Origin of the sequence: Methylocaldum sp., from assembly GCF_035627495.1 — a bacterium.
Taxonomy (GTDB): Bacteria; Pseudomonadota; Gammaproteobacteria; order Methylococcales; family Methylococcaceae; genus Methylocaldum.
In genome coordinates this window covers 41153-60692 of record NZ_DASPLO010000218.1, presented here as the reverse complement: position 1 = coordinate 60692, position 19540 = coordinate 41153, and the positions used below count along the sequence as shown (strand labels likewise).

Sequence of the window (19540 nt, the reverse complement as noted above, 5' to 3'; positions counted from 1 at the left end):
TGTTCAAGAAGAAATTTCATAAACCGACCATGCGTTTAGTTTGTGGGACGTAATGCTTGCGTTGTGATTATGCGCCTCTTAAACGGCTCGTTGCGGCGAAAAGAACTTAACCATGTTGCGTCCGGCGTGCTTTGCCCGGTAGAGAGCTTGATCGGCACGGTGAAGCAAGTCGTTTTCGTTTACCGTGTGGTCCGTCGAAATCGCGATGCCGATACTTATGGTCAACGGCTTGGTTAGCTTTATCATCTGGAACTGATGCTGTTCAACGTCGTTCCGCAGCCGTTCCCCTAGCGTCTTCGCAACGGCCATGTCGGTATTCGGCGCGATGACAATAAATTCCTCTCCGCCCAGTCGACATACGACGTCGGTGGAACGCAGCATGGAACGGGCGATTTTGGCCGTGTGCACCAGGACTTGGTCGCCCACCTGATGTCCGAAGGTATCGTTGATCTGCTTAAAATGATCCAGGTCCAGGAGCATTATGGTCAGAGGTCTGCCGGTGCGGCGCCAGACGGACCACTCTTCGTTGAGCCGGGCGAATGCGTAGCGGCGATTAGGAATCTTGGTCAACGAGTCCGTCATCGCCATGACCTCCATTTTTCGCTTGGCAATAGCCAGTTCGTGGGCATATCGGCTGATTTCCTGTCGCTCGCGGGCCATTTCTTCCTGCAGTTGTATGATGCGTTGTCCGCCGCGCACCCGAGCGATTAACACCCTGTCGTGGACCGGTGTAACGATAAAATCGTCGGCTCCGGCATCGAAGGCTTGTACGAGGAATTCTTTCTCCGCAGCGGACGTGAGGACAATCAGGTAAATTTGACGTCCGAGCTCGGAAGCGCGAAGCGCTTTGCAAAACTGTATGCTATCGGTGGGGCATTTATCGGATGCTGCAATAATAAGCTGCGGCTTTTCCGTAACGGCGAGCTCTACCCCTTTATCGGCATTACTCGCCGTGAGCACTTCATGGCCATCGGAGTTTAATAACTTCTCAAGATCGGCCACATGCTGGAAGTCGGTGTGTAACAATACAATTTTGAGGCGAGCAGGTTTCGGATTGGCGCCGATTTGGTCCTCTGCTGTCTCAGATGATTTTAGCGGGGGCATGTCGCCCACGGGAATGCTCAAGAATTGGCTGGATGTCTGCCACTGTTGAGTGACTTGTTCCCAAAGCTCTTCCAGATCGGGCTCGTCCAGGCCGAGTGTCTGTGCCATGGAGATGATTTGCGGGAGCAGTGTGTTTCTGGCGCCCATGTCCACGTCGCAGTAGCGACCGAGCAAGGTTGACAGCCGCAATTGCGCGGCAAAGCGCTCGGCCCTGGTGCTCTCGCATGCGGGCGGCCTCCCTTCTGTATATCTAAGCGTTAACGCCTCCAGCATGACAGCCGGAAAGCCCCACTCTTTCAATAAACCGAGCGCAAGTTGTCGGTGGTCGATGGAAAACCGTTCTTGCTCGGACTTGACCAACTCGTCGTCATTTCCGGGCTTGAAAGCGGCCAGACACTGCGCGTATTCATCCGGGTAGACGCTGGCCAATGCCAGTTGTCCGATTTCGGACAAAAGAGCGCAGGTGAACGCTTCCTCCGGGGCGACAACGCGATCCCGCGTCGCTATGGCCTGGGCAGACAAGGCTCGCGCTAAGGAACCGGACCAGAAACCCCGGTAATTAAATGATCGGCAGGCTCCTCTCAGATTCCCTTGGATCACCGAAAGGCTAAGTGCGAACTGACGTATGGTATTCATGCCCAGGAGCCGGATCGCATCGATGACGGCCGCAACCGGCCGGCGTGCACCGACATGAGCCGAATTTGCGAACTGGATCACTCTGCCGGTCAAAGCCGGATCCATCTGTACAAGCTTGGCCAGCTCCTGAGCGGTGGCGTCTTTCTTTTGAGTCAGGCGCATAATTTCGAGCGCGACCCCGAAAGGGGAAGGCAGCTTCCCCGTAGTTTTCAGTTCTTCAAAATGATTTCCCTGGGTTATTAACATGGTTGGCGCTTAATCCCGTTTTAGCGTTGTTTGAAGGACTCTAACTGGAAGTAAGTCTAGCCTTCTTATGTTGAATTGCAGTGAATTCAAGTTGACCCATGCTAATGACGAGCAGATTTCGTTCGCAAAAGGGTTAATTCGAAACTGGCCCCGTTAGGCACTTCAGAATTGTTCGCGGGGAATAGGTTGGCTGCTTCAGGTGTATGAATGTCGGTCTTATTGGGCCGGCATACGCGGACGATCGCCCGGATGATGAAGACTCCCGCAAAACGGCAAGGCAGTATTTGTGTGAGGGCATCGCTTGGGCGTGCTCGTTTACAAGCCCATTACTCCTGCCTCAATCTATCGCTTGAGAGTTCAAAGGGCGTTACGTAAACCCGGTAGAAGCACGGCGAGAGATACCTGTATCAAGTTTTACCGAATCGATGCCGATGCAATCCTTGGAATGGCGCAGGAGGGCGTGATTGAGAACGTAGCGTAAGGATCTGCCTTCTGATCTACGACAGAGCTAGATCAGAAGGCGAGCGGGAAATGTCGTATCGTTGCCGATTTAATGCACTTATATCGGCGGTAGGGCAGCGATTCTCAGGCCGTGCGCCGGAGATCTTTCGGCAGGGAAAACACCACTTTTTCTTCGATACCTTTGTTTTCCGTCACCATCTGTCCGCCCCATTCCTTAAGTTTGGCGATCACTTTGGTTACGAGGATTTCCGGAGCCGATGCGCCGGCAGTAACGCCGATTTTCGTGGCGTCCTTTACCCACTCCTGTTGAAGCTGATCGGCATCATCGATCAGGTAGGCCGAGCGTCCGAGTTTTTCGGCGATTTCTCTGAGCCTGTTGGAATTGGAGCTGTTGGGGGAGCCGACCACTAAAATGACATCGCAATGGGCGGCTAACTTTTTCACCGCATCCTGACGGTTTTGGGTGGCGTAGCAGATGTCGTCTTTTTTGGGACCGATGATGCTCGGAAAACGCTTTTTCAGGGCATTGACGACGGCTTGGGTGTCGTCGATGGATAGGGTGGTCTGAGTTACATAAGCCAGGTTTTCCGGATTCTTAACCTGAAGGGTCTCTACGTCTTCCGGCGATTCCACGAGATAAATCCCGCCCTTCCGATTGACGTACTGTCCCATGGTGCCTTCCACTTCGGGGTGTCCGGCATGTCCGATAAAAATGATCTCCCGGCCCTCGTTCGCGTGCTGGTGCACTTCGATATGCACCTTGGTTACCAAGGGGCAGGTAGCGTCGAACACCTGAAGACCGCGCTCCTGAGCTTCTTGCTGGATGGCCTTGGAAACCCCGTGCGCACTGAAAATCACGGTGGATTTTTCCGGTACCTCGGAAAGCTCTTCCACGAATACCGCTCCCCGATCGCGTAGTCCGTCGACCACGTAGCGGTTATGGACCACTTCGTGCCGCACGTAGATCGGCGCTCCGAAAACCTCGATGGCGCGGTCGACGATTTCGATGGCGCGGTCGACGCCGGCGCAAAAACCACGGGGATTGGCAAGTATGATTTCCATAGGCGTATGGGTAATTTCTGACTAAGAAGGTGGGAGATTCTTACATTTTAGACGAGCCGAATCAACGTGGCGGCACCGGGGCGGGGCGGCGAGGCTGCCACAGCGTTTCCGTCCCGTCGTTTTGGCGAGCCAACACACGGGCGACTACGAATAAGAGATCCGATAGACGGTTGAGATAGGCGAGGGCGAAAGGATCTAGATCCTCCGTTTTTCCCAGCGAAACCAGCGCCCGCTCGGTCCGGCGACACACGGCGCGGGCGACATGGCACTGGGCAGCGGGCGGATTTCCGCCGGGCAGTATGAAATTTTGCAGCCAAGGCAGTTGCGCGTTGAAATGATCCAACCACTGCTCCAGCCAGTCGATATGGTTCTGGTCGATGGTGTGGCGTCCGGGGATGCACAGGTCTCCGCCGAGATCGAACAAAACTTGCTGAATTTCGGTTAGACACTGCGCCACCTTTGGCGGTGGGGCGTAAGCCAGGATCAACCCAATGTGACTGTTGAGTTCATCCAGCATTCCGTACGCCTCGACTCGAGGAGCATCTTTGTCGACCCGGGTGCCGTCGCCGAGCCCCGTGGTACCCGTATCTCCGGTTCGCGTATAAATTTTTGTGAGTCGGTGTCCCATAATCAGGCCAAGTTGTCCTCAGTCACGACGATGCCATCTTCGTCGGCATAAACGTAGTATCCGGTCCTGAAATTGATTCCCGCGAAGGAGACCAGGATATCCCGATCGCCTCCGCCCTTTTTATGGCTTTTCAATGGATGGGTGTGCAGTGCACGGATGCCGATGGGCAGCCGGTTGACTTCCAACGAATCGCGGATACAGCCGTAGACGATGATCCCTTGCCAGCCGTTGTCGCAGGCGAGCTTGGCCAGATTGCCGCCGAGCAGGGCGCAACGGTGGGAGCCGCCGCCGTCGACGACGAGAACCCGGTCTTCGACCTTCTCTTCGAGGACCGCCCGGAGCAGGACATTGTCCTCGAATATCTTAAGAGTCGTGACGCGGCCGCTGAACGCGCTCTTGCCGCCGAAAGGGCGAAACATCGGCTCGGCGATTTGCAGATGATGGGTGCCGGAGTATCGATCGCAAAGATCGGGGGTCGTGAACGTCATGAGGCAGTCTCCGGACATGAAGTTAGGAGGTGTTATGATACCTGAGAGGGTGTGTGAAAAGCTGCTACGCGGTCCGATGGCGGCGTTGCGAAGGTGTAGGCCTCCTCATGTACTCTGTGTACACTCCGGGTCCTGCGCGCCGGGTGCCCCTTCGACTAAGCTCAAGCCAGGCTTGCACTCGGATCGCTTGCGACGCTTTTCACATACCCTCTGACTAAGCCCGGCGGTTGGGCGGATTTGAGGAATTGCCGCTTACAGATACCGGGCGATCAATCCATTGCGGCAATCGTCGACCGGAACCGGTATCTTGACGTTATAACCCCCGCCCGGAGCTTCCTGCATGGGTTTGCCGTGTTCGTCCTCCATACGCTGCAAGACGACGTCCTGATTGCCCTGAGGAAGGATCAGTTCGAGCCGGTCGCCCACGGCGAACTTGTTTTTCACCAAGATGGCCGCCAGTCCGGAGTTTGCGTCGAAGTCGGCGATTTCCCCCACGAACTGCTGGCGGTGGCTCTCCGAGTGGCCACGCATATAGTTTTGATAATCCTGCGTGTGATGGCGCACGTAAAAGCCGTCGGTGTATCCCCGCTGGGCAAGGTTTTCGAGCACGCCCAGCAGCGCTGGATCGAATTGCCGGCCGGCCAGGGCGTCGTCGATGGCTTGCCGGTAAACTTGGGCGGTGCGCGCCACGTAATAATAGGATTTGGTGCGTCCTTCGATCTTGAGGCTGTCAACGCCCAATTCCACCAAGCGTTGCACGTGTTCCACGGCGCGGAGGTCCTTGGAGTTCAAGATATAGGTGCCGTGCTCGTCCTCCAGGACCGGCATGAGTTCGCCCGGGCGGGTTTCTTCTTCAAGAAGATAGACCTGATCAGCCAAGGGGTGCCGAGCCTGATCGCCGCAAGCCGAGATGTTCCGGTTGAGGTCGGACAGCGACAACCGGAGCTGGCCGGGGACGTAATCGCTTTCGGCGTTTTCTTCCGCGGGCGCAAGATCGTATTTCCAGCGGCAGGAATTAGTGCAGGTGCCCTGGTTTGGGTCGCGGTGATTGAAATAACCCGACAGCAAGCAGCGGCCCGAGTACGCGATGCACAAGGCGCCGTGCACGAACACTTCCAGTTCCATGTCCGGACAGCGTTGGCGGATTTCCCCGATTTCGTCCAGGGAGAGCTCCCGCGACAGGATGATCCGCTTGATCCCGACCGATAGCCAGAAGCGTACCGCCGCATAGTTCAGGGTGTTGGCTTGGACCGAGAGATGGATCGGCATGTCCGGCCATGCTTCCCGGGCCAGCATGATCAATCCGGGATCGGCCATGATCAGGGCATCCGGACCCATGGCAACGATCGGGGCCAAATCTTTGATGAAGGTTTTGACCTTGGCATTGTGCGGCAGCACGTTGGTTGCCAGATAGAACGATTTGCCGAGTTCATGGGCTTCGGCGATGCCCGCTGCGAGATTGTTCTCGAGAAAATCGTTGTTCCGCACGCGGAGGCTATAGCGCGGCAGGCCGGCGTAGACCGCGTCGGCGCCGTAAGCAAAGGCATAACGCATGTTTTTGAGGGTGCCTGCCGGGGACAGCAATTCGACTTTTTGCATGGCACAAAACGTGAAGTGGTAAAATTCGGGGTTTCCATATTATCCCATAGTTGAGCGTATCGCTCAGGAATATCAACTCCTTGAGAATGGCTATGATCTTTCCCACCATAGAATCCTTTGTCGGAAATACGCCACTGGTCAGGTTGCAGCGTCTCCCGGGCGACACCAGCAACGTCATCCTGGCCAAGCTAGAGGGCGACAATCCCGCGGGATCGGTGAAGGACCGGCCGGCTATCAGCATGATCGCGCGCGCCGAGGAACGCGGCGACATCAAGCCGGGGGATCGGCTCATTGAAGCAACCAGCGGCAACACCGGCATCGCTTTGGCCATGGCGGCAGCCATCAAGGGCTACCGGATGATTCTGATCATGCCGGAAAACATGAGCGCGGAACGGCGCGCGGTGATGAAAGCCTTCGGCGCCGAGATCATCCTGACGCCCGCCGAAGGCAGCATGGAAGCGGCGATCGACTTGGCGCGGGAGATGGAGCGAAAAGGCGAGGGCCGGATTCTCGATCAGTTTTCCAATCCGGATAATCCGCGCGCCCATTACGAAGGCACCGGTCCCGAGATTTGGCGCGACACGCAAGGCAGCGTGTCGCACTTCGTCAGCTCGATGGGCACCACCGGCACCATCATGGGCACGTCCGCATTTCTGAAAGAGAAAAATCCCGCCGTCCAAATCATCGGCGTGCAGCCCAAGGACGAGGCCAAGATCCCCGGCATACGCCGCTGGCCCAAGGAATACCTGCCGAAAATCTGCGATTTCAGCCGGGTCGACCGCATCATGGACGTGACGCAAGAGGAAGCGGAAGAAACCACCCGTCAGCTCGCGGCGCGCGAAGGCATTTTTGCCGGCATTTCATCCGGCGGCGCGGTTTCGGCGGCCTTGCGCCTGTGCAAGGAAGTCGAGAACGCGGTGATCGTCGTCATCGTCTGCGACCGCGGCGACCGCTATTTGTCCACCGGCGTATTTCCGGAATAACCATGTCAGCACGAGCTCGCAAAAAACCGCTTCCCCAGGGAGCCATCTCGGCGCACATCGAATCCTTCGCTCACGACGGGCGAGGCGTCGCCCGCGTCGAGGGCAAGGCCGTCTTCATCGACGGCGCCCTGCCGGGCGAAGACGTGACCTTCGTCTATACGTCCGTGCGCCGCGATTATGCCGAAGGCAAGGTGGAGGAAGTCGTGACGCCGGCACCGGGACGGGTCAGTCCCGGCTGCCCGAGTTTCGGCGTCTGCGGCGGTTGCAGCTTTCAACACCTGACCGACGCGGCGCAAATCGAAGAGAAGCAAAAGCTTCTGGTCGACCAGTTCCGGCGTATCGGCAAAATCGACGATGTGCCGTTGTGGCCGCCTTTGACCGGTCCGCATTGGGGCTATCGCCACAAGGCCCGTCTCGGGGTGAAATACGTACCGAAGAAGGGGCGGGTGCTGGTCGGATTTCGCGAACGCTCCAGCCCCTACATCGCCGATCTGGAGTTCTGCCCCGTTCTGCATCCGAAAGTGGGCGAGCGGCTCCGCGATTTGTCGGAATTGATCGGTTCGCTAGTCATCAAGGACCGGCTGCCGCAGATCGAAGTCGCCGTGGGCGATGAGCGTACCGCCTTGATCTTCCGTATCCTCGAGGACGTGCCCCCGGACGATTTGGAACGGCTGAAGGCGTTCGGCACGCGGCTCGATTTCGACATTTACGTGCAGAGGCACGGCCCCGATTCGGTCATTCCGCATTATCCGGAGCATCCGCCGATGCTGAGCTATGCGCTGCCTAATCAGGACATCGAGTTCCGGTTCAAGCCGACCGATTTCACTCAAGTCAACGTCGAGATCAACCGGAAAATGGTGGATCGCGTGATGGAAGTGCTCGATCCTGCCCCCGGCGATGCGGTACTTGACCTATTTTGCGGGATCGGCAACTTCACCCTGCCGATCGCAAAGCGCGCTGGGTGTGTTATCGGCGTCGAGGGCAGCCGGGAATCGGTCGAGCGCGCCCGGCAGAATGCGGACGCCAATAGCATGGGTAACGTCGAGTTTCATGTCGCCGATCTGAGCCAAGCCTTGAACGATGCGGATTGGGCAAGTCGGCGGTATGACAAGATATTGCTCGATCCCTCACGCGCCGGCGCCGAAGAGGTTTTGTCTTACGTGCCGCGCTGGGGGGCGAGCCGCATCGTCTATGTATCCTGCAATCCGTCAACGTTGGCGCGGGATGCCGGCATCCTGGTTCATCAACACGGCTATCGTCTGATTCGCGCCGGCGTCATGGACATGTTCCCGCAAACGGCGCACGTGGAGTCCATCGCGCTGTTCGAGAAAGGGTAGGGTGTGCCGTGCGAACCGACCGGCCGGCATCTGAATCGCCGTTCTACCTCCGCATCAGCATCCCCCGCCAGGAACTCGATCTAATCGAGAACGGTGAGGTGGTCCGCACCTGGCCCGTCTCCACTGCGAAGAACGGGCCCGGCGAGCGCATGGGCAGCGGCTGCACCCCGCGCGGCTGGCATCGCATTCGGGCAAAGATCGGAACGGGCCTGCCGCTCAACACCGTATTCGTCGGACGTCGACCCACCGGGGAGATTTACGATGCGGACCTCGCCTCGAGGTTTCCGGAAAGAGACTGGATCTTGACCCGAATCCTGTGGCTAGGCGGTTTGGAGCCCGGTTTCAACCGGTACGGCCAAGTCGACACCACCTGGCGCTACATCTACATCCACGGAAGCCCCGAGGCTGGCGTAACCGGCGCGCCCGCGTCCCATGGCTGCATCCGCATGCATAGCGGCGATATCGCCGAATTGTTTGAGCGGGTGGATGTGGGGACGCGGGTGTTGATTGAACCGTAGGAAGTAGGGTGGGTTAGGTGCGCATTAGGAAAACCGTTCCGATCGGTACTGAGCCGGACGCGCACCATAACCCACCATTCCGGTTTTCTATGGAACGGCCGACTTGATCGGTGGGTTACGACGCGCTCCAAGGTTCCGGGAAACTCGAAAACGCCTGGATGATGCGCGTCTAACCCACCCTACAAAACTGCCATCACTCGGTTTTGGCTGGTGGCACGCTGAGAATGAACGTCACCGGCCCGTCGTTCACCAATTCTACCTGCATGTTGGCGCCGAACCGCCCGGTTTCCACGGGGGCGTACCTTGTCCGTACCTTTTCCACAAAGTAATCGAACAGCCGTTTTCCGGTTTCGGGATCGGCGGCTGGGGTGAAGCTGGGACGCATACCCTTCCTGGTATCGGCAGCTAAAGTGAACTGGGAGACCAGCAACACTCCGCCGCTCACGTCCACTACGTTGAGATTCATCTTGTCCTCGGCATCCCCGAAAATCCGGTAACTCAGGATGCGCTTGGCCAGCCGGTCCGCCTGGGATTCGGCATCTCCCCGTTCGACCGCGATCAAGGCGAGAAGCCCATGGCCGATCTTGCCGACGCTTTCGCCCGCCACGGTCACCTCCGCCCGTGTCACCCGCTGAATGACGGCGATCATGATCAATACTGCGGCATGTTGGGGTCGACTTCCGTGGCCCAAGCGTCGACGCCGCCCCGCAGGTTGACGATGTTGCTGAACCCTTGGTGGGTTAGGTAGTCGCCCACCATACGGCTGCGCATTCCGTGATGGCAGATGACCACGATTTCCTGTTGCGGATGAAGTTCGCCGAGACGGGAGGGAATATCGTTCATGGGAATGTGCGCGCTGCCTTCGATATGGCAGTAGGCATATTCCTGGGGTTCGCGCACGTCCAGCAGGAGAGGTTTAGGCTCGGCGGTCTCGAGATAGCTTCGAAGTTCCGAGGGCAAGATATCGCGCATGGTTTCCACTCGTATGAAAAAAGCCGCTGGTCCAGGTCCAGCGGCTTTGTAGGTTGGCTAAGCCGACAGGCCGTAACCCGACGGTGGCCTATTTTATAGCGATGCCATTATCCGTCATCGCCCGCAGCACGGTTTCGCCGATATGGGCCGGGTTTCGGGAGACATAAAGGCCCAAGGCTTCCATGGCATCCATCTTGGCGCTGGCCGTGTCGGCTTCGTTGGAGATGATGGCGCCGGCGTGACCCATGCGCCTTCCCGGCGGAGCGGCAATGCCGGCTACGAAACCGACGACCGGCTTTTTCATGTTTTCCTTGGCCCAGCGAGCCGCCGCAACTTCTTGAGGACCGCCGATTTCGCCGATCATGACCACGATTTCGGTTTCAGGGTCGGCTTCGAAGGCACGCAGCACGGTCACGAAGTCGGTGCCATTGATGGGATCGCCGCCGATGCCCACGGAGGTGGTGATGCCGAGTCCCAAGGCCGCCATCTGCTCGGTGGCTTCGTAGTTGAGCGTTCCGGAACGTGAGACGATGCCGACATTGCCCTTTTTGTAGATGTGCGAAGGCATGATGCCTACTTTGCATTCGCCCGGCGTGATGATCCCGGGGGTGTTGGGGCCGATGAGGATCGCATCTTTGCCGGTGCGGTAGCGTTGCAGGCGGATCATGTCGTGGACCGGAACGCCATCGGCGATGGTCACCGCCACTTTGATCCCGGCGTCGATGGCTTCCATCAAGGCGTCGGCGCTGAAGGGCGGGGGCACGAATACGGCGGAGACATCGGCGCCGGTCGCGGCCACGGCCTCGGCCACGGTATCGAACACCGGAAGTCCCAGATGGGTGGTGCCGCCTTTGCCGGGCGTGACGCCGCCCACCACGTTGGTCCCGATTCTGATGGCGTCTTCGGCGTGGAAGGTGGCGTGCTCGCCGGTGAAACCTTGAAAGATGACCCTGGAGTTTTTGTTAACGAATACGCTCATGCTGCTTACCCTCTCACCGTTTCGACCGCCTTGGCTGCCGCGGCATCCAGATTTTCGGCGGTAATAAAGGACAGGCCGGACTTCGCCAAGATTTTGCGGCCTTCTTCGACGTTGGTGCCGGCCAGGCGCACGATCAGCGGAACCTTGATTTGGAGGCTGTTGCAGGCTTGGATCAAGCCCTTGGCGATCCAGTCGCAGCGGTTGATGCCGGCGAAAATGTTGACCAGGATGCACTTGACGTTAGGGTCTTCCAGCACGATGCGGCAGGCGTTGGTGACTTTCTCGGGGGAGGCGCCGCCGCCCACGTCGAGGAAGTTGGCCGGACGTCCGCCGTGCAGGGTGATGGCGTCCAGCGAAGCCATGGCGAGGCCGGCGCCATTGACGATGCAGCCGATGTTGCCGTCGAGCGCGATGTAGTTGAGACCGTGTCCGGAGGCTTCGACCTCTTTCGGATCTTCCTCGGCCAGGTCGCGCATTTCGGTGACGGCTTTCTGGCGATAGAGGGCGTTGTCGTCGAAGCTGAACTTGGCGTCCAGCACCATCAGTTTGTCATCACCGTCCCCGACGATGGCCAGCGGATTGATTTCGGCCTGCAGGGCGTCCTTGTCGCGCATGCAGCGGTAGAGGGCCTTCATCAGCTTGACGGCCTGCGGCATCAGCTTGCCCTTGAGTCCGATGGCGGTGGCGACTTTACGGCATTGAAAATCCAGAAGGCCGATCGCGGGGTCGATCACTTCCTTGACGATTTTCTCTGGAGTCTCCTTGGCGACTTCCTCGATATCCATGCCGCCTTCGCTGGACGCGATAATGGTGATGCGCTGAGAGCCGCGGTCGATCACGAGGCCTAGATAAAACTCCTTCTTGATGTCGCTGGCCTGTTCGATCCAGACGCGCTGGACCACGGAGCCTTCGGGGCCGGTCTGATGGGTGACCAGATGGGTGCCGATCATGGCATCGGTGGTTTTCTGCACCTCATCGATGGAGCCGACGACTTTAACGCCGCCCGCCTTACCGCGGCCACCGGCATGAATCTGTGCCTTGACAACCCATTTGCTGCCACTGATTTCCTCGGCCACCTGGGCTGCCTGCTGGTCGGAATAAGCGACGCCGCCAACCGGAACCGGCACGCCGTATGATTTCAGCAGTTCCTTCGCTTGATATTCATGGATGTTCACTGATTGCTTTCCTCTCTTCAATGTAGGTCGGGTTGGGCTGGCAGACCGTAACCCGACGATAGGAATGTCGGGTTACGACTCGATAACCCGACCGACGGAAATCCCTTATGACTTGCGGGCTTCGATTTGTTCGATCTGCCTGACCACGTTTTCGGCCATGCGGATGGAGGCAGCGTCGATCAGGCGACCGTCCAGGGATACGGCGCCCTTGCCTTCCTTCGCCGCTTTTTCCATCTCCACCAGGATGCGGCGGGCGCGATTCACTTCTTTTTCGGTGGGGGTGAAGACTTCATTCGCCAGCGCGACTTGGGATGGGTGAATCGCCCATTTGCCCTCGCAGCCCAAGGCGGCGGCGCGGCGCGCGGCGACCTTATAGCCCTCGGGATCGCTGAAATCGCCGAACGGACCATCGATGGGGCGAAGCCCATAGGCACGGCAGGCTGCTGCCATGCGGGCGATGGCGAAATGCCATTGATCGCCCCAGTGATAGGCGCGTGCGCCGCTCTCGTCGGGATCGGTCAGCATGCCGTAGTCGGGATTGGCGCCGCCGATCTGCGTAGTGCGGGCGCGTACCGAGGCGGCGTAGTCGGCCACGCCAAACACCATGGCTTCCATGCGCTCGGGGCAGCTCTTCGCGATTTCTTCCACGTTCGCGATGCCCATGGCGGTTTCTATTAGCACGTGGATGTTGATGGGTTTGAAGCCTTTATAGGCTTCGATCTGGGACAGCATGGTGGCGACGAAATACACGTCGGAGGCAGAGCCCACTTTGGGAATAAGAATAGTGTCGAGTTTATCGCCGCAGGCTTCAACCACTTCCACCAGATCGCGGTAGGCGTAATGGGTGTCAAGTCCGTTCATGCGGATGGAAACGGCACACTTCGACCAGTCGTAAGCGTTCAGCGCTTCGATAATGTTGGCCCGCGCCTGCTCTTTGTCGTCCGGGGCGACGGCGTCTTCCAAGTCGAGAAAAACCACGTCGGCGCCGGAGTCGGGCGCTTTTTCCAGCATGCGTTTGTTGCTGCCGGGAACAGCCAACTCGCTACGGTGTAATCGATTTTTTACGGCCATGTCGTGTCTCTGTATTTTTAGACGAGTGAATGTTGTAATCGAGCAAATATCTGCCACGACCCGATTGAAACAGGTAGTGCTTTGAATTCCTTTTAGATTTGTTCGCTGCGGGCAAGAAGCAAGAGAGAGTCGGGCATCCTCTTAATATCAAGGCGATGGTCCTTTTGTTTTGCCAAATCGCTTAGCTATATAGCCGAGTGGCGTGCCTCACAAAATGTCCGTTGCAATGTAACTCGCCATTATAACCGCAAGGTTATGTGTTTTCGCTAGCTGGAAAAAAGCAATAATGCAAATTGCCGTAATTGGCAAAAATAGTGAAATAGACTAATTGTTGTAAGGGGATTTTTTTGTTAGGATCGCGCCGACATGCAACTTTTTGTTGCTGGCATGCAACGGACTTAAGTTAAACTTGCACGAGGGGGAGATTAAGAATGATCAAAAAAACGACTGGTATGGCGGCGATTGTTACCGCCGCTGTCGCGGTTGCCGGCTTGGCGCCGCAAGAGGCTATGGCCGATAAGCACACCTCGAAAGGTACGTCTGCCCAGGCCGATATCGAAAGACGTCTTCAGATGATGGAAGACGAGATGCGCGCGTTGCGCTCGGAACTGGCGAAGGCGCGTTCCGACTCCAAGGCCAACGCCGCACAGCTCGAGGCGCAGCAGCAGAAGGTCGATCAACAGCTTGCCGAGGCAGAGGAGCATGAGAAAGAGCATCATGATCTTCTCTTCTTCCGCGGCGGTTATGCCAAGATGGAGCATGGCCGTGGCTACAAAGGTCTCGAAACCCTGTTGATCAATCAGGAGGATAACGATAATGACGGCTGGTATGTCGGCGCCGGTTTCGACCATCAGTTGACCGACGATTTCTGGGGCTTGACTGATATGGCCTCGCTCGACGGTGAGGTCATGTTCGAATACAAGAACTTCGGCACCGGTACGAACACGCTGATTGCTATCAATGAGACCTCAGCTATTACTGGAACTATTGAGAACAAGATTACCCAGTTCACTCTGACGGCCGCACCGAAAATCAAGTTCAACAATATGGGTAACTTCAGGCCGTGGATCATTCCGTTCGGTCTCGGCATCCATGTCATCAGCCCGCCCTCCAGCGGTGTCACCGTGCTGAATCCAGGCCTGATGGTCGGTGCCGGCGCCGAATACAAGATCTGGGGCGATCTGTGGGCAGGTCTCGATTTCCGCTATCACTTCACCGGTGATGACCTGGACATCAAGAGCAGCAACGGTGTGCTCAGGGGTGTAGATACGGACGGGTTTACCACCGGCGCATTTCTCGGCTTCGGCTTCTAAAGTCACTTTCAAGTCGAGAGAAAGGGGGATGCAAATCCCCCTTTTTTGTTCCCTTTGAGAGGGAGTGATGGCAGTTATGCCATGGAGGAGGTAATGAGTTATTCTAGACATGCCATGAATATCGCGTCTTGGCTATAAAGGCCATAGACGAACAAATATCTTTTGCGCATGAAATCCCTTTATCCCGGCATCGAGCCCTACGCGATTCACCAATTCAAGCGGGATAATCATCAGGTCTTTGTGGAAGAATGCGGGACTCCCTCCGGAGTACCCGTTGTGTTCTTGCACGGAGGACCGGGTTCCGGCTGTAAGCCTTATCATCGCTCCTTTTTCAACCCCGAAAAGTACCGGATTATCCTTGTCGATCAGCGAGGCGCGGGGCAGTCAAGTCCTCATGGGGAGCTTGTCGGCAACACGACGGCAGATTTGATCGGTGATTTGGAATACATCCGTCATGTCCTTCAAATCGATCGCTGGCTGCTCTTCGGTGGCTCCTGGGGCGCAACCTTGGCGCTTTTGTATGCTCAGCGCCATCCGGCTAAGGTTGCGGCGCTGGTGCTGAGGGCGGTGTTTTTGGCCCGGCAGTGCGATCTCGCCTGGTTCGCCGGCTCGGGCGTAAACCGAATTTATCCGGAGGAATGGGAGCGGTTCATAGAAAGTATTCCGGAGTCCGAACAGAATAATCCATTGTCCTATTTGTATTCATGCCTGACCGGTGATGATGAACTGGCCCAGCGGCGCGCCGCTCGGGCATGGGCGTTGTGGGGCGGTCAAGTCGTTCTCGGCGATGAGTTCGATCCGTCCGAGTTGAACGAGCATGTTTCATCCGAAGTGGTCAATCAGGCTCGGATTGAGCTCCACTATGCCGTGAACGGATATTTCATTCCTGAAAATGGCATTCTGGAGGGCTGTGACAGGATCAGCCATTTGCCGGCGATTTTGATTCACGGCCGTCGCGACTTGGTTTGTCCCGTAGAGTCTTCCTTTAGCCTGCACAGACGCTTGCCGAATTCCGAATTGCGCATTTTGCCGAACGCCGGACATATCGCTGCCGGTGAGGAAATGGCCGACGCCTTGGTTTCGGCGGCGGATGAAATGCTTGAGCGGTTCGATTCATGAGCGGAAGCAAGCGCCTGATTATCGCCATGACCGGCGCTACCGGGGCCGTATACGGCTTGCGCTTGCTGCAGGTGCTGCGCGATATCGGCGGATGGGAGACGCATCTGATCATTTCCTCGGCGGGCGTGCTCAATATCCACCATGAGCTGGGCATGAAGCGGAGCGAGGTGTGCGCGTTTGCCGATGTGGTTCACGATGTAAACGATATCGGGGCCAGTATTGCGAGCGGCGCGTTCAAGACCCACGGCATGATCATCGCACCGTGCTCCATGAAAACTTTGGCTTCAGTGGCGCACGGGTTTTCCGACAATCTAATCTCCCGCGCGGCTGATGTGACGCTTAAAGAGCGTCGTCGGTTGGTGGTAGTGCCGCGGGAAACGCCGTTGAACTTGGCCCATATCCGCAATATGGCGGCAGTTACGGAAATGGGAGGCATTATCTTTCCGCCGTTGCCGGCCTTTTACGGCAAAGCGAAGACGCTGCCGGAGCTGATCGACGAGACGGTCGGGCGGATTCTAGGGCTCTTCGAGGTTGAGGTGCAGGGTTTGTACGAGCCTTGGGAAGGACTCCAAAAGTAGAGCGGGTATTGTCTACCCTACTGCTACGCCAGAAATTAGTTGCTCAAAGACTTGGAGTTCCGGACGTTGCGAAATACTAGCGGTTGCGCTGCTTCGGTTTCACAGGCCGAGCGTGCGCTGGCGATAGCGTCAAATACGGTATGCCGATCTGGAGATTTGCTGCACACCGGGTCGGCGGCGGTCATGTCGCCGGTAAACAGATAGGCTTGGCAACGGCAACCGCCGAAGTCCTTGGTCTTTTCCGGGCAGGATCGACAGGGCTCCTTCATCCAATCGTATCCGCGAAATTTGTTGAACGCATCGGAGTGGAGCCAAATATCCCGCACGCTCATGTCCCGCACATTGGGACAGTTGAGTCCCGGCAGCGACCGGGCCTCGTGGCAGGGTAGGGCAAGGCCGTCCGGAGCGATAGTCAGAAACGTCGTTCCCCAGCCGTTCATGCAGGCTTTTGGTCGATCTTCATAGTAGTCAGGCACTACGTAATAAATCTTCATCTTTCCCTTGAGCTTCTCCTTGTAGTCCTGGGCTATGGCCTCGGCCTCCTGGAATTGCTCACGGGTGGGCAGCAACCGATCACGATTGAGATGCGCCCAGCCGTAATACTGGGTGTTGGCCAATTCCAGATAATCGGCCTCCAGTTCGACGGCCATGTCGAGAATCTCGCGCATCAGGTGGATGTTCTGGCGATGAATCACTATGCACAGCACCATGGGATAGCTGTGCTTCTTGACCAGTCGGGCGACTTCCTTCTTGTGCTCGAAGGATTCGGTGCCGGCGAGATAGTTGTTCAGCGTCTTTTCAGGCGCCTGTATGCTGACCTGAATATGATCCAATCCCGCTTCTTTCAACTCGGCAATTTTATCCTCGTTGAGGTTATGGCCGGAGGTGATCAGATTGACGTAATAGCCTAGCCCCCGGGCATGTCGGACCAGGATCGGCAAGTCCTGGCGTACCAGGGGTTCGCCGCCCGACAAGCCGAGTTGCACCGCGCCCATTTCGCGAGCTTCGGAAAACACTCTCAGCCAATCGTCGGTACCGAGTTCGTCCTTGTGTTTCGCGAAGTCGATGGGATTAGAGCAATAGGGGCACTGTAGCGGGCACGTGTACGTCAGTTCGGCGAGCAGCCACCGGGGATTACTGACGGGGGATTTGTCTGATCCAACCATTATCTAAGGCAGATTGCAGGAGTTCGGAAATATCGTCCCTTAGACCCGTGGTTTCGAATTTCGTCTCAAGCTCTACGACGATTCCGTCCAAATCACGTGTGCCGTCGCACAGCTTAAGAATTTCGGCGGCGGGCGTGTTTAGTTCAACCAAGCCCTCAGGGTAAAGGACCACATAACGCTGCTGAGCTTCCTCCCATTGCAATCGGTGCAGGGGCGAGAAGGCAAAAAGGCTTTGGACATCTAAGGCCATAGCTTTAGGCCTTGATGTTGAAATAGGGCGGCTTGTTTTCGATGTAGGCCAAGTACATCGCGTCAAGCATGCTCCACAGGATATCCAGCTTGAACTGGAGGATTGCCAAGGCGCGCTCCTGTTGCTCGCGAGTCTTGAAATAATCTAGTGTGATGGCAAGGCCGTGCTCCACGTCGCGGCTGGCTTGAGTTACCCGTTTCCTGAAATAGGCCAGGCCCTCCTGATCGATCCACGGATACAAATCGGGCCAACCGGACAAACGCTGCTTGTGGATGGTCGGCGCGAATAACTCGGTCAGCGACGAGCAGGCAGCTTCCTGCCAGGAAGACTGGCGGGCGAAATTGACATAGGCGTCCACGGCGAAGCGTACACCCGGGAGCACGTGTTTTAGCGACCACAGTTCGTCGCGGGGAATGCCCACGGCAATACCGAGGCGCGTCCATGCCTCTATCCCGCCCGCATCGTCGCCCCAGCCGTCATGGTCGTGTATGCGCTGAATCCACTCGCGGCGTGTTTCGCGATCGGGGCAATTCGCCAGGATTGCCGAATCCTTGACCGGAATCTTGATTTGGTAATAGAAGCGGTTCGCAACCCAACCCTGAATTTGCTCCTTGCTGAGTTTGCCGTCAGCCATGAGCACATGGTACGGGTGGTTAATATGATAATACGCCTCCTTCGCGCGCAGTTTGGCTTCGAATTCTTCTCGGCTCCAAGGTGTCGGTTCGCTCATGGTGTCTCTCACAGGTCGATTTCCATGCCGTCGTAGGCGATTTCGATGCCCGCCTCGTTAAGCGCCTTTCGCTCCGGCGAATCTTCATCCAAAATCGGGTTGGTGTTATTGATATGGATCAAAATTTTCCGCGCTTTGGGCACATTTTTCAGCACTTCGATCATGCCGTCCGAACCCGATTGGGGTAGGTGCCCCATATCGCGGGCAAGTTTATCGCAGATTCCGGCACAGCCCATTTCGTCCTCTTGCCAAAATGTGCCGTCGACCAGCAGGCAATTGGTCTTCTGCATGGCCGCAAAAACGTGAGGCTCAATTTCACCGAGCCCCGGCGCGTAATAAAGTTTCTTGCCTGAAGAAATCTGCTCGATGACTACGCCGATATTGTCCCCTGCGTGTGGATTGTGCCGGTGGGGCGAATAAGGCGGCGCCTTGCTTTTCAGCGAATGCGTGTAGAACTTCAGGTCGTGAATCTCGGGAATCGTGAAACTGCTACCATCCAGAGGTGTACTGTGGTGATTGACGCCGCAGTAGTGCTCCAGCATTTTGAATACAGGGAATCCCGTCGATAGATCCTGTCTCACCATTTCGCTGCAGTAAATGTCCAGCGGCCGGGTGGACTCGCGTAGCATCAATAGCCCCGTGGTGTGATCGATTTGGCTGTCGATCAAAACTATGGCTTTGATGCCGCTGTCGCGGATGCCGCGCTTGGGATGGACGGCCGGAAAAGCTTCCAGTTGGGTGCGGATGTCGGGCGAAGCATTGAAAAGCACCCAATTCTCATTATCGCTACTGATGGCAATGGACGACTGAGTGCGCGATCTGGCATTGACTTCGCCTCGGCGAAGCCTGGAACAATTATGGCAGTTACAGTTCCACTGCGGGAACCCGCCGCCGGCGCCGGCGCCCAACACTCGAACTTTCATTTCGGTCTTTACTAAGCAAAAGAGCTTATACGAGCCCTTAAACGAAAAACGGGGCCCTACATTGCTGTGGAGCCCCGCTCAGGGATACAACCGGCGAATTAGCGGTTGTAGATGTACATCGTAACTTCGAAGCCAAAGCGCAGGTCTTTGTAGCTTGGTTTTTCCCATCTCATTTCGGATTACCTCCAAAAAACTGATTTA

21 protein-coding genes are annotated in these 19540 nt (G+C 57.0%); 6 read left to right on the top strand and 15 right to left on the bottom strand.

From position 1 onward, the window contains the following. Window positions 1-78 precede the first annotated feature (78 nt). The 5 genes from VEB01_RS21910 to trhP all read right to left on the bottom strand — a co-directional run bounded on the left by VEB01_RS21910 (window position 79) and on the right by trhP (window position 6225). The gene (locus VEB01_RS21910; RefSeq protein ID WP_324879251.1) at window positions 79-1986 is read right to left on the bottom strand and encodes a diguanylate cyclase; all 1908 of its coding nucleotides are present in this window, start codon (window positions 1984-1986) and stop codon (window positions 79-81) included. A 585-nt stretch (window positions 1987-2571) separates the two neighbouring features. Further along, the gene (gene ispH, locus VEB01_RS21905) at window positions 2572-3510 is read right to left on the bottom strand and encodes a 4-hydroxy-3-methylbut-2-enyl diphosphate reductase (RefSeq protein ID WP_324879249.1); all 939 of its coding nucleotides are present in this window, start codon (window positions 3508-3510) and stop codon (window positions 2572-2574) included. Window positions 3511-3571: 61 nt separating this feature from the next. Continuing rightward, on the bottom strand, window positions 3572-4138 hold the full coding sequence (locus VEB01_RS21900; protein WP_324879247.1) for a cob(I)yrinic acid a,c-diamide adenosyltransferase: 567 nt from the start codon (window positions 4136-4138) through the stop codon (window positions 3572-3574). Window positions 4139-4140: 2 nt separating this feature from the next. Further along, on the bottom strand, window positions 4141-4626 hold the full coding sequence (gene rraA, locus VEB01_RS21895; RefSeq protein WP_324879245.1) for a ribonuclease E activity regulator RraA: 486 nt from the start codon (window positions 4624-4626) through the stop codon (window positions 4141-4143). A 252-nt stretch (window positions 4627-4878) separates the two neighbouring features. Continuing rightward, window positions 4879-6225 (bottom strand): prephenate-dependent tRNA uridine(34) hydroxylase TrhP, encoded by a 1347-nt coding sequence (trhP, locus tag VEB01_RS21890; RefSeq protein WP_324879243.1) that lies wholly within the window; start codon window positions 6223-6225, stop codon window positions 4879-4881. Window positions 6226-6317: 92 nt separating this feature from the next. On the opposite strand from trhP, the gene cysM reads away from it, so the two are divergent. Genes cysM through VEB01_RS21875 form a run of 3 tightly spaced genes read left to right on the top strand, consistent with a single transcriptional unit; the run spans window position 6318 to window position 9063 of the window. Next, window positions 6318-7208, top strand: coding sequence for a cysteine synthase CysM (cysM, locus tag VEB01_RS21885; RefSeq protein WP_324879241.1), 891 nt, complete (start codon window positions 6318-6320; stop codon window positions 7206-7208). 2 nt (window positions 7209-7210) lie between these two features. Next, window positions 7211-8545, top strand: coding sequence for a 23S rRNA (uracil(1939)-C(5))-methyltransferase RlmD (gene rlmD / locus VEB01_RS21880; RefSeq protein WP_324879239.1), 1335 nt, complete (start codon window positions 7211-7213; stop codon window positions 8543-8545). 8 nt (window positions 8546-8553) lie between these two features. Then, window positions 8554-9063: a L,D-transpeptidase gene (locus tag VEB01_RS21875; protein ID WP_324879237.1), complete on the top strand. Its 510-nt coding sequence runs from the start codon at window positions 8554-8556 to the stop codon at window positions 9061-9063. A gap of 193 nt (window positions 9064-9256) precedes the next feature. Here the strand turns inward: VEB01_RS21875 and dtd are convergent, their stop codons facing one another. The 5 genes from dtd to VEB01_RS21850 all read right to left on the bottom strand — a co-directional run bounded on the left by dtd (window position 9257) and on the right by VEB01_RS21850 (window position 13260). After that, window positions 9257-9712, bottom strand: coding sequence for a D-aminoacyl-tRNA deacylase (dtd, locus tag VEB01_RS21870; RefSeq protein WP_324879235.1), 456 nt, complete (start codon window positions 9710-9712; stop codon window positions 9257-9259). A gap of 2 nt (window positions 9713-9714) precedes the next feature. Beyond that, the gene (locus tag VEB01_RS21865) at window positions 9715-10035 is read right to left on the bottom strand and encodes a rhodanese-like domain-containing protein (RefSeq protein WP_324879232.1); all 321 of its coding nucleotides are present in this window, start codon (window positions 10033-10035) and stop codon (window positions 9715-9717) included. A gap of 88 nt (window positions 10036-10123) precedes the next feature. After that, on the bottom strand, window positions 10124-11014 hold the full coding sequence (gene sucD, locus VEB01_RS21860; protein WP_324879230.1) for a succinate--CoA ligase subunit alpha: 891 nt from the start codon (window positions 11012-11014) through the stop codon (window positions 10124-10126). Between the two features lie 5 nt (window positions 11015-11019). Continuing rightward, complete coding sequence (sucC, locus tag VEB01_RS21855) at window positions 11020-12189, bottom strand: ADP-forming succinate--CoA ligase subunit beta (protein ID WP_324879228.1); 1170 nt, start codon at window positions 12187-12189, stop codon at window positions 11020-11022. Between the two features lie 105 nt (window positions 12190-12294). Further along, the gene (locus tag VEB01_RS21850) at window positions 12295-13260 is read right to left on the bottom strand and encodes an HpcH/HpaI aldolase/citrate lyase family protein (RefSeq protein WP_324879226.1); all 966 of its coding nucleotides are present in this window, start codon (window positions 13258-13260) and stop codon (window positions 12295-12297) included. 431 nt (window positions 13261-13691) lie between these two features. Between VEB01_RS21850 and VEB01_RS21845 the strand changes: the two genes are divergently transcribed. The 3 genes from VEB01_RS21845 (at window position 13692) to VEB01_RS21835 (ending at window position 16270) form a co-directional block, all read left to right on the top strand. Next, entirely contained in the window at window positions 13692-14573 is an 882-nt protein-coding gene (locus VEB01_RS21845) for a hypothetical protein (protein WP_324879225.1), read from the top strand. 168 nt (window positions 14574-14741) lie between these two features. Continuing rightward, complete coding sequence (gene pip / locus VEB01_RS21840; protein ID WP_324879224.1) at window positions 14742-15692, top strand: prolyl aminopeptidase; 951 nt, start codon at window positions 14742-14744, stop codon at window positions 15690-15692. Next, window positions 15689-16270 carry a UbiX family flavin prenyltransferase gene (locus VEB01_RS21835; RefSeq protein WP_324879222.1) on the top strand — a complete coding sequence of 194 codons (582 nt, stop codon included), beginning with the start codon at window positions 15689-15691 and terminating at the stop codon, window positions 16268-16270. Before pip ends, VEB01_RS21835 begins: the two co-directional genes overlap by 4 nt. A gap of 35 nt (window positions 16271-16305) precedes the next feature. On the opposite strand, the gene pqqE is transcribed toward VEB01_RS21835, so the two are convergent. The 5 genes from pqqE to pqqA all read right to left on the bottom strand — a co-directional run bounded on the left by pqqE (window position 16306) and on the right by pqqA (window position 19512). Then, window positions 16306-17436 (bottom strand): pyrroloquinoline quinone biosynthesis protein PqqE, encoded by a 1131-nt coding sequence (gene pqqE / locus VEB01_RS21830; RefSeq protein ID WP_324879220.1) that lies wholly within the window; start codon window positions 17434-17436, stop codon window positions 16306-16308. Beyond that, window positions 17405-17686 carry a pyrroloquinoline quinone biosynthesis peptide chaperone PqqD gene (gene pqqD / locus VEB01_RS21825; RefSeq protein WP_324879218.1) on the bottom strand — a complete coding sequence of 94 codons (282 nt, stop codon included), beginning with the start codon at window positions 17684-17686 and terminating at the stop codon, window positions 17405-17407. Before pqqD ends, pqqE begins: the two co-directional genes overlap by 32 nt. A gap of 4 nt (window positions 17687-17690) precedes the next feature. Further along, entirely contained in the window at window positions 17691-18416 is a 726-nt protein-coding gene (pqqC, locus tag VEB01_RS21820; RefSeq protein ID WP_324879216.1) for a pyrroloquinoline-quinone synthase PqqC, read from the bottom strand. A gap of 8 nt (window positions 18417-18424) precedes the next feature. Then, window positions 18425-19339 carry a pyrroloquinoline quinone biosynthesis protein PqqB gene (gene pqqB, locus VEB01_RS21815; protein WP_324879213.1) on the bottom strand — a complete coding sequence of 305 codons (915 nt, stop codon included), beginning with the start codon at window positions 19337-19339 and terminating at the stop codon, window positions 18425-18427. 98 nt (window positions 19340-19437) lie between these two features. Further along, window positions 19438-19512 carry a pyrroloquinoline quinone precursor peptide PqqA gene (pqqA, locus tag VEB01_RS21810; RefSeq protein WP_077731218.1) on the bottom strand — a complete coding sequence of 25 codons (75 nt, stop codon included), beginning with the start codon at window positions 19510-19512 and terminating at the stop codon, window positions 19438-19440. Between the last annotated feature and the right edge of the window lie 28 nt (window positions 19513-19540).

Coding starts and splice junctions, on each gene's coding strand:
- trhP (WP_324879243.1), bottom strand. CDS start 6,225: ATGCAAAAAGTCGAATTGCTGTCCCCGGCAGGCACCCTCAAAAACATG.
- dtd (WP_324879235.1), bottom strand. CDS start 9,712: ATGATCGCCGTCATTCAGCGGGTGACACGGGCGGAGGTGACCGTGGCG.
- pqqC (WP_324879216.1), bottom strand. CDS start 18,416: ATGAGCGAACCGACACCTTGGAGCCGAGAAGAATTCGAAGCCAAACTG.
- sucD (WP_324879230.1), bottom strand. CDS start 11,014: ATGAGCGTATTCGTTAACAAAAACTCCAGGGTCATCTTTCAAGGTTTC.
- cysM (WP_324879241.1), top strand. CDS start 6,318: ATGATCTTTCCCACCATAGAATCCTTTGTCGGAAATACGCCACTGGTC.
- rraA (WP_324879245.1), bottom strand. CDS start 4,626: ATGACGTTCACGACCCCCGATCTTTGCGATCGATACTCCGGCACCCAT.
- VEB01_RS21910 (WP_324879251.1), bottom strand. CDS start 1,986: ATGTTAATAACCCAGGGAAATCATTTTGAAGAACTGAAAACTACGGGG.
- VEB01_RS21900 (WP_324879247.1), bottom strand. CDS start 4,138: ATGGGACACCGACTCACAAAAATTTATACGCGAACCGGAGATACGGGT.
- pqqD (WP_324879218.1), bottom strand. CDS start 17,686: ATGGCCTTAGATGTCCAAAGCCTTTTTGCCTTCTCGCCCCTGCACCGA.
- ispH (WP_324879249.1), bottom strand. CDS start 3,510: ATGGAAATCATACTTGCCAATCCCCGTGGTTTTTGCGCCGGCGTCGAC.
- rlmD (WP_324879239.1), top strand. CDS start 7,211: ATGTCAGCACGAGCTCGCAAAAAACCGCTTCCCCAGGGAGCCATCTCG.
- VEB01_RS21835 (WP_324879222.1), top strand. CDS start 15,689: ATGAGCGGAAGCAAGCGCCTGATTATCGCCATGACCGGCGCTACCGGG.
- pqqE (WP_324879220.1), bottom strand. CDS start 17,436: ATGGTTGGATCAGACAAATCCCCCGTCAGTAATCCCCGGTGGCTGCTC.
- VEB01_RS21845 (WP_324879225.1), top strand. CDS start 13,692: ATGATCAAAAAAACGACTGGTATGGCGGCGATTGTTACCGCCGCTGTC.
- VEB01_RS21865 (WP_324879232.1), bottom strand. CDS start 10,035: ATGCGCGATATCTTGCCCTCGGAACTTCGAAGCTATCTCGAGACCGCC.
- pqqB (WP_324879213.1), bottom strand. CDS start 19,339: ATGAAAGTTCGAGTGTTGGGCGCCGGCGCCGGCGGCGGGTTCCCGCAG.
- VEB01_RS21850 (WP_324879226.1), bottom strand. CDS start 13,260: ATGGCCGTAAAAAATCGATTACACCGTAGCGAGTTGGCTGTTCCCGGC.
- pip (WP_324879224.1), top strand. CDS start 14,742: ATGAAATCCCTTTATCCCGGCATCGAGCCCTACGCGATTCACCAATTC.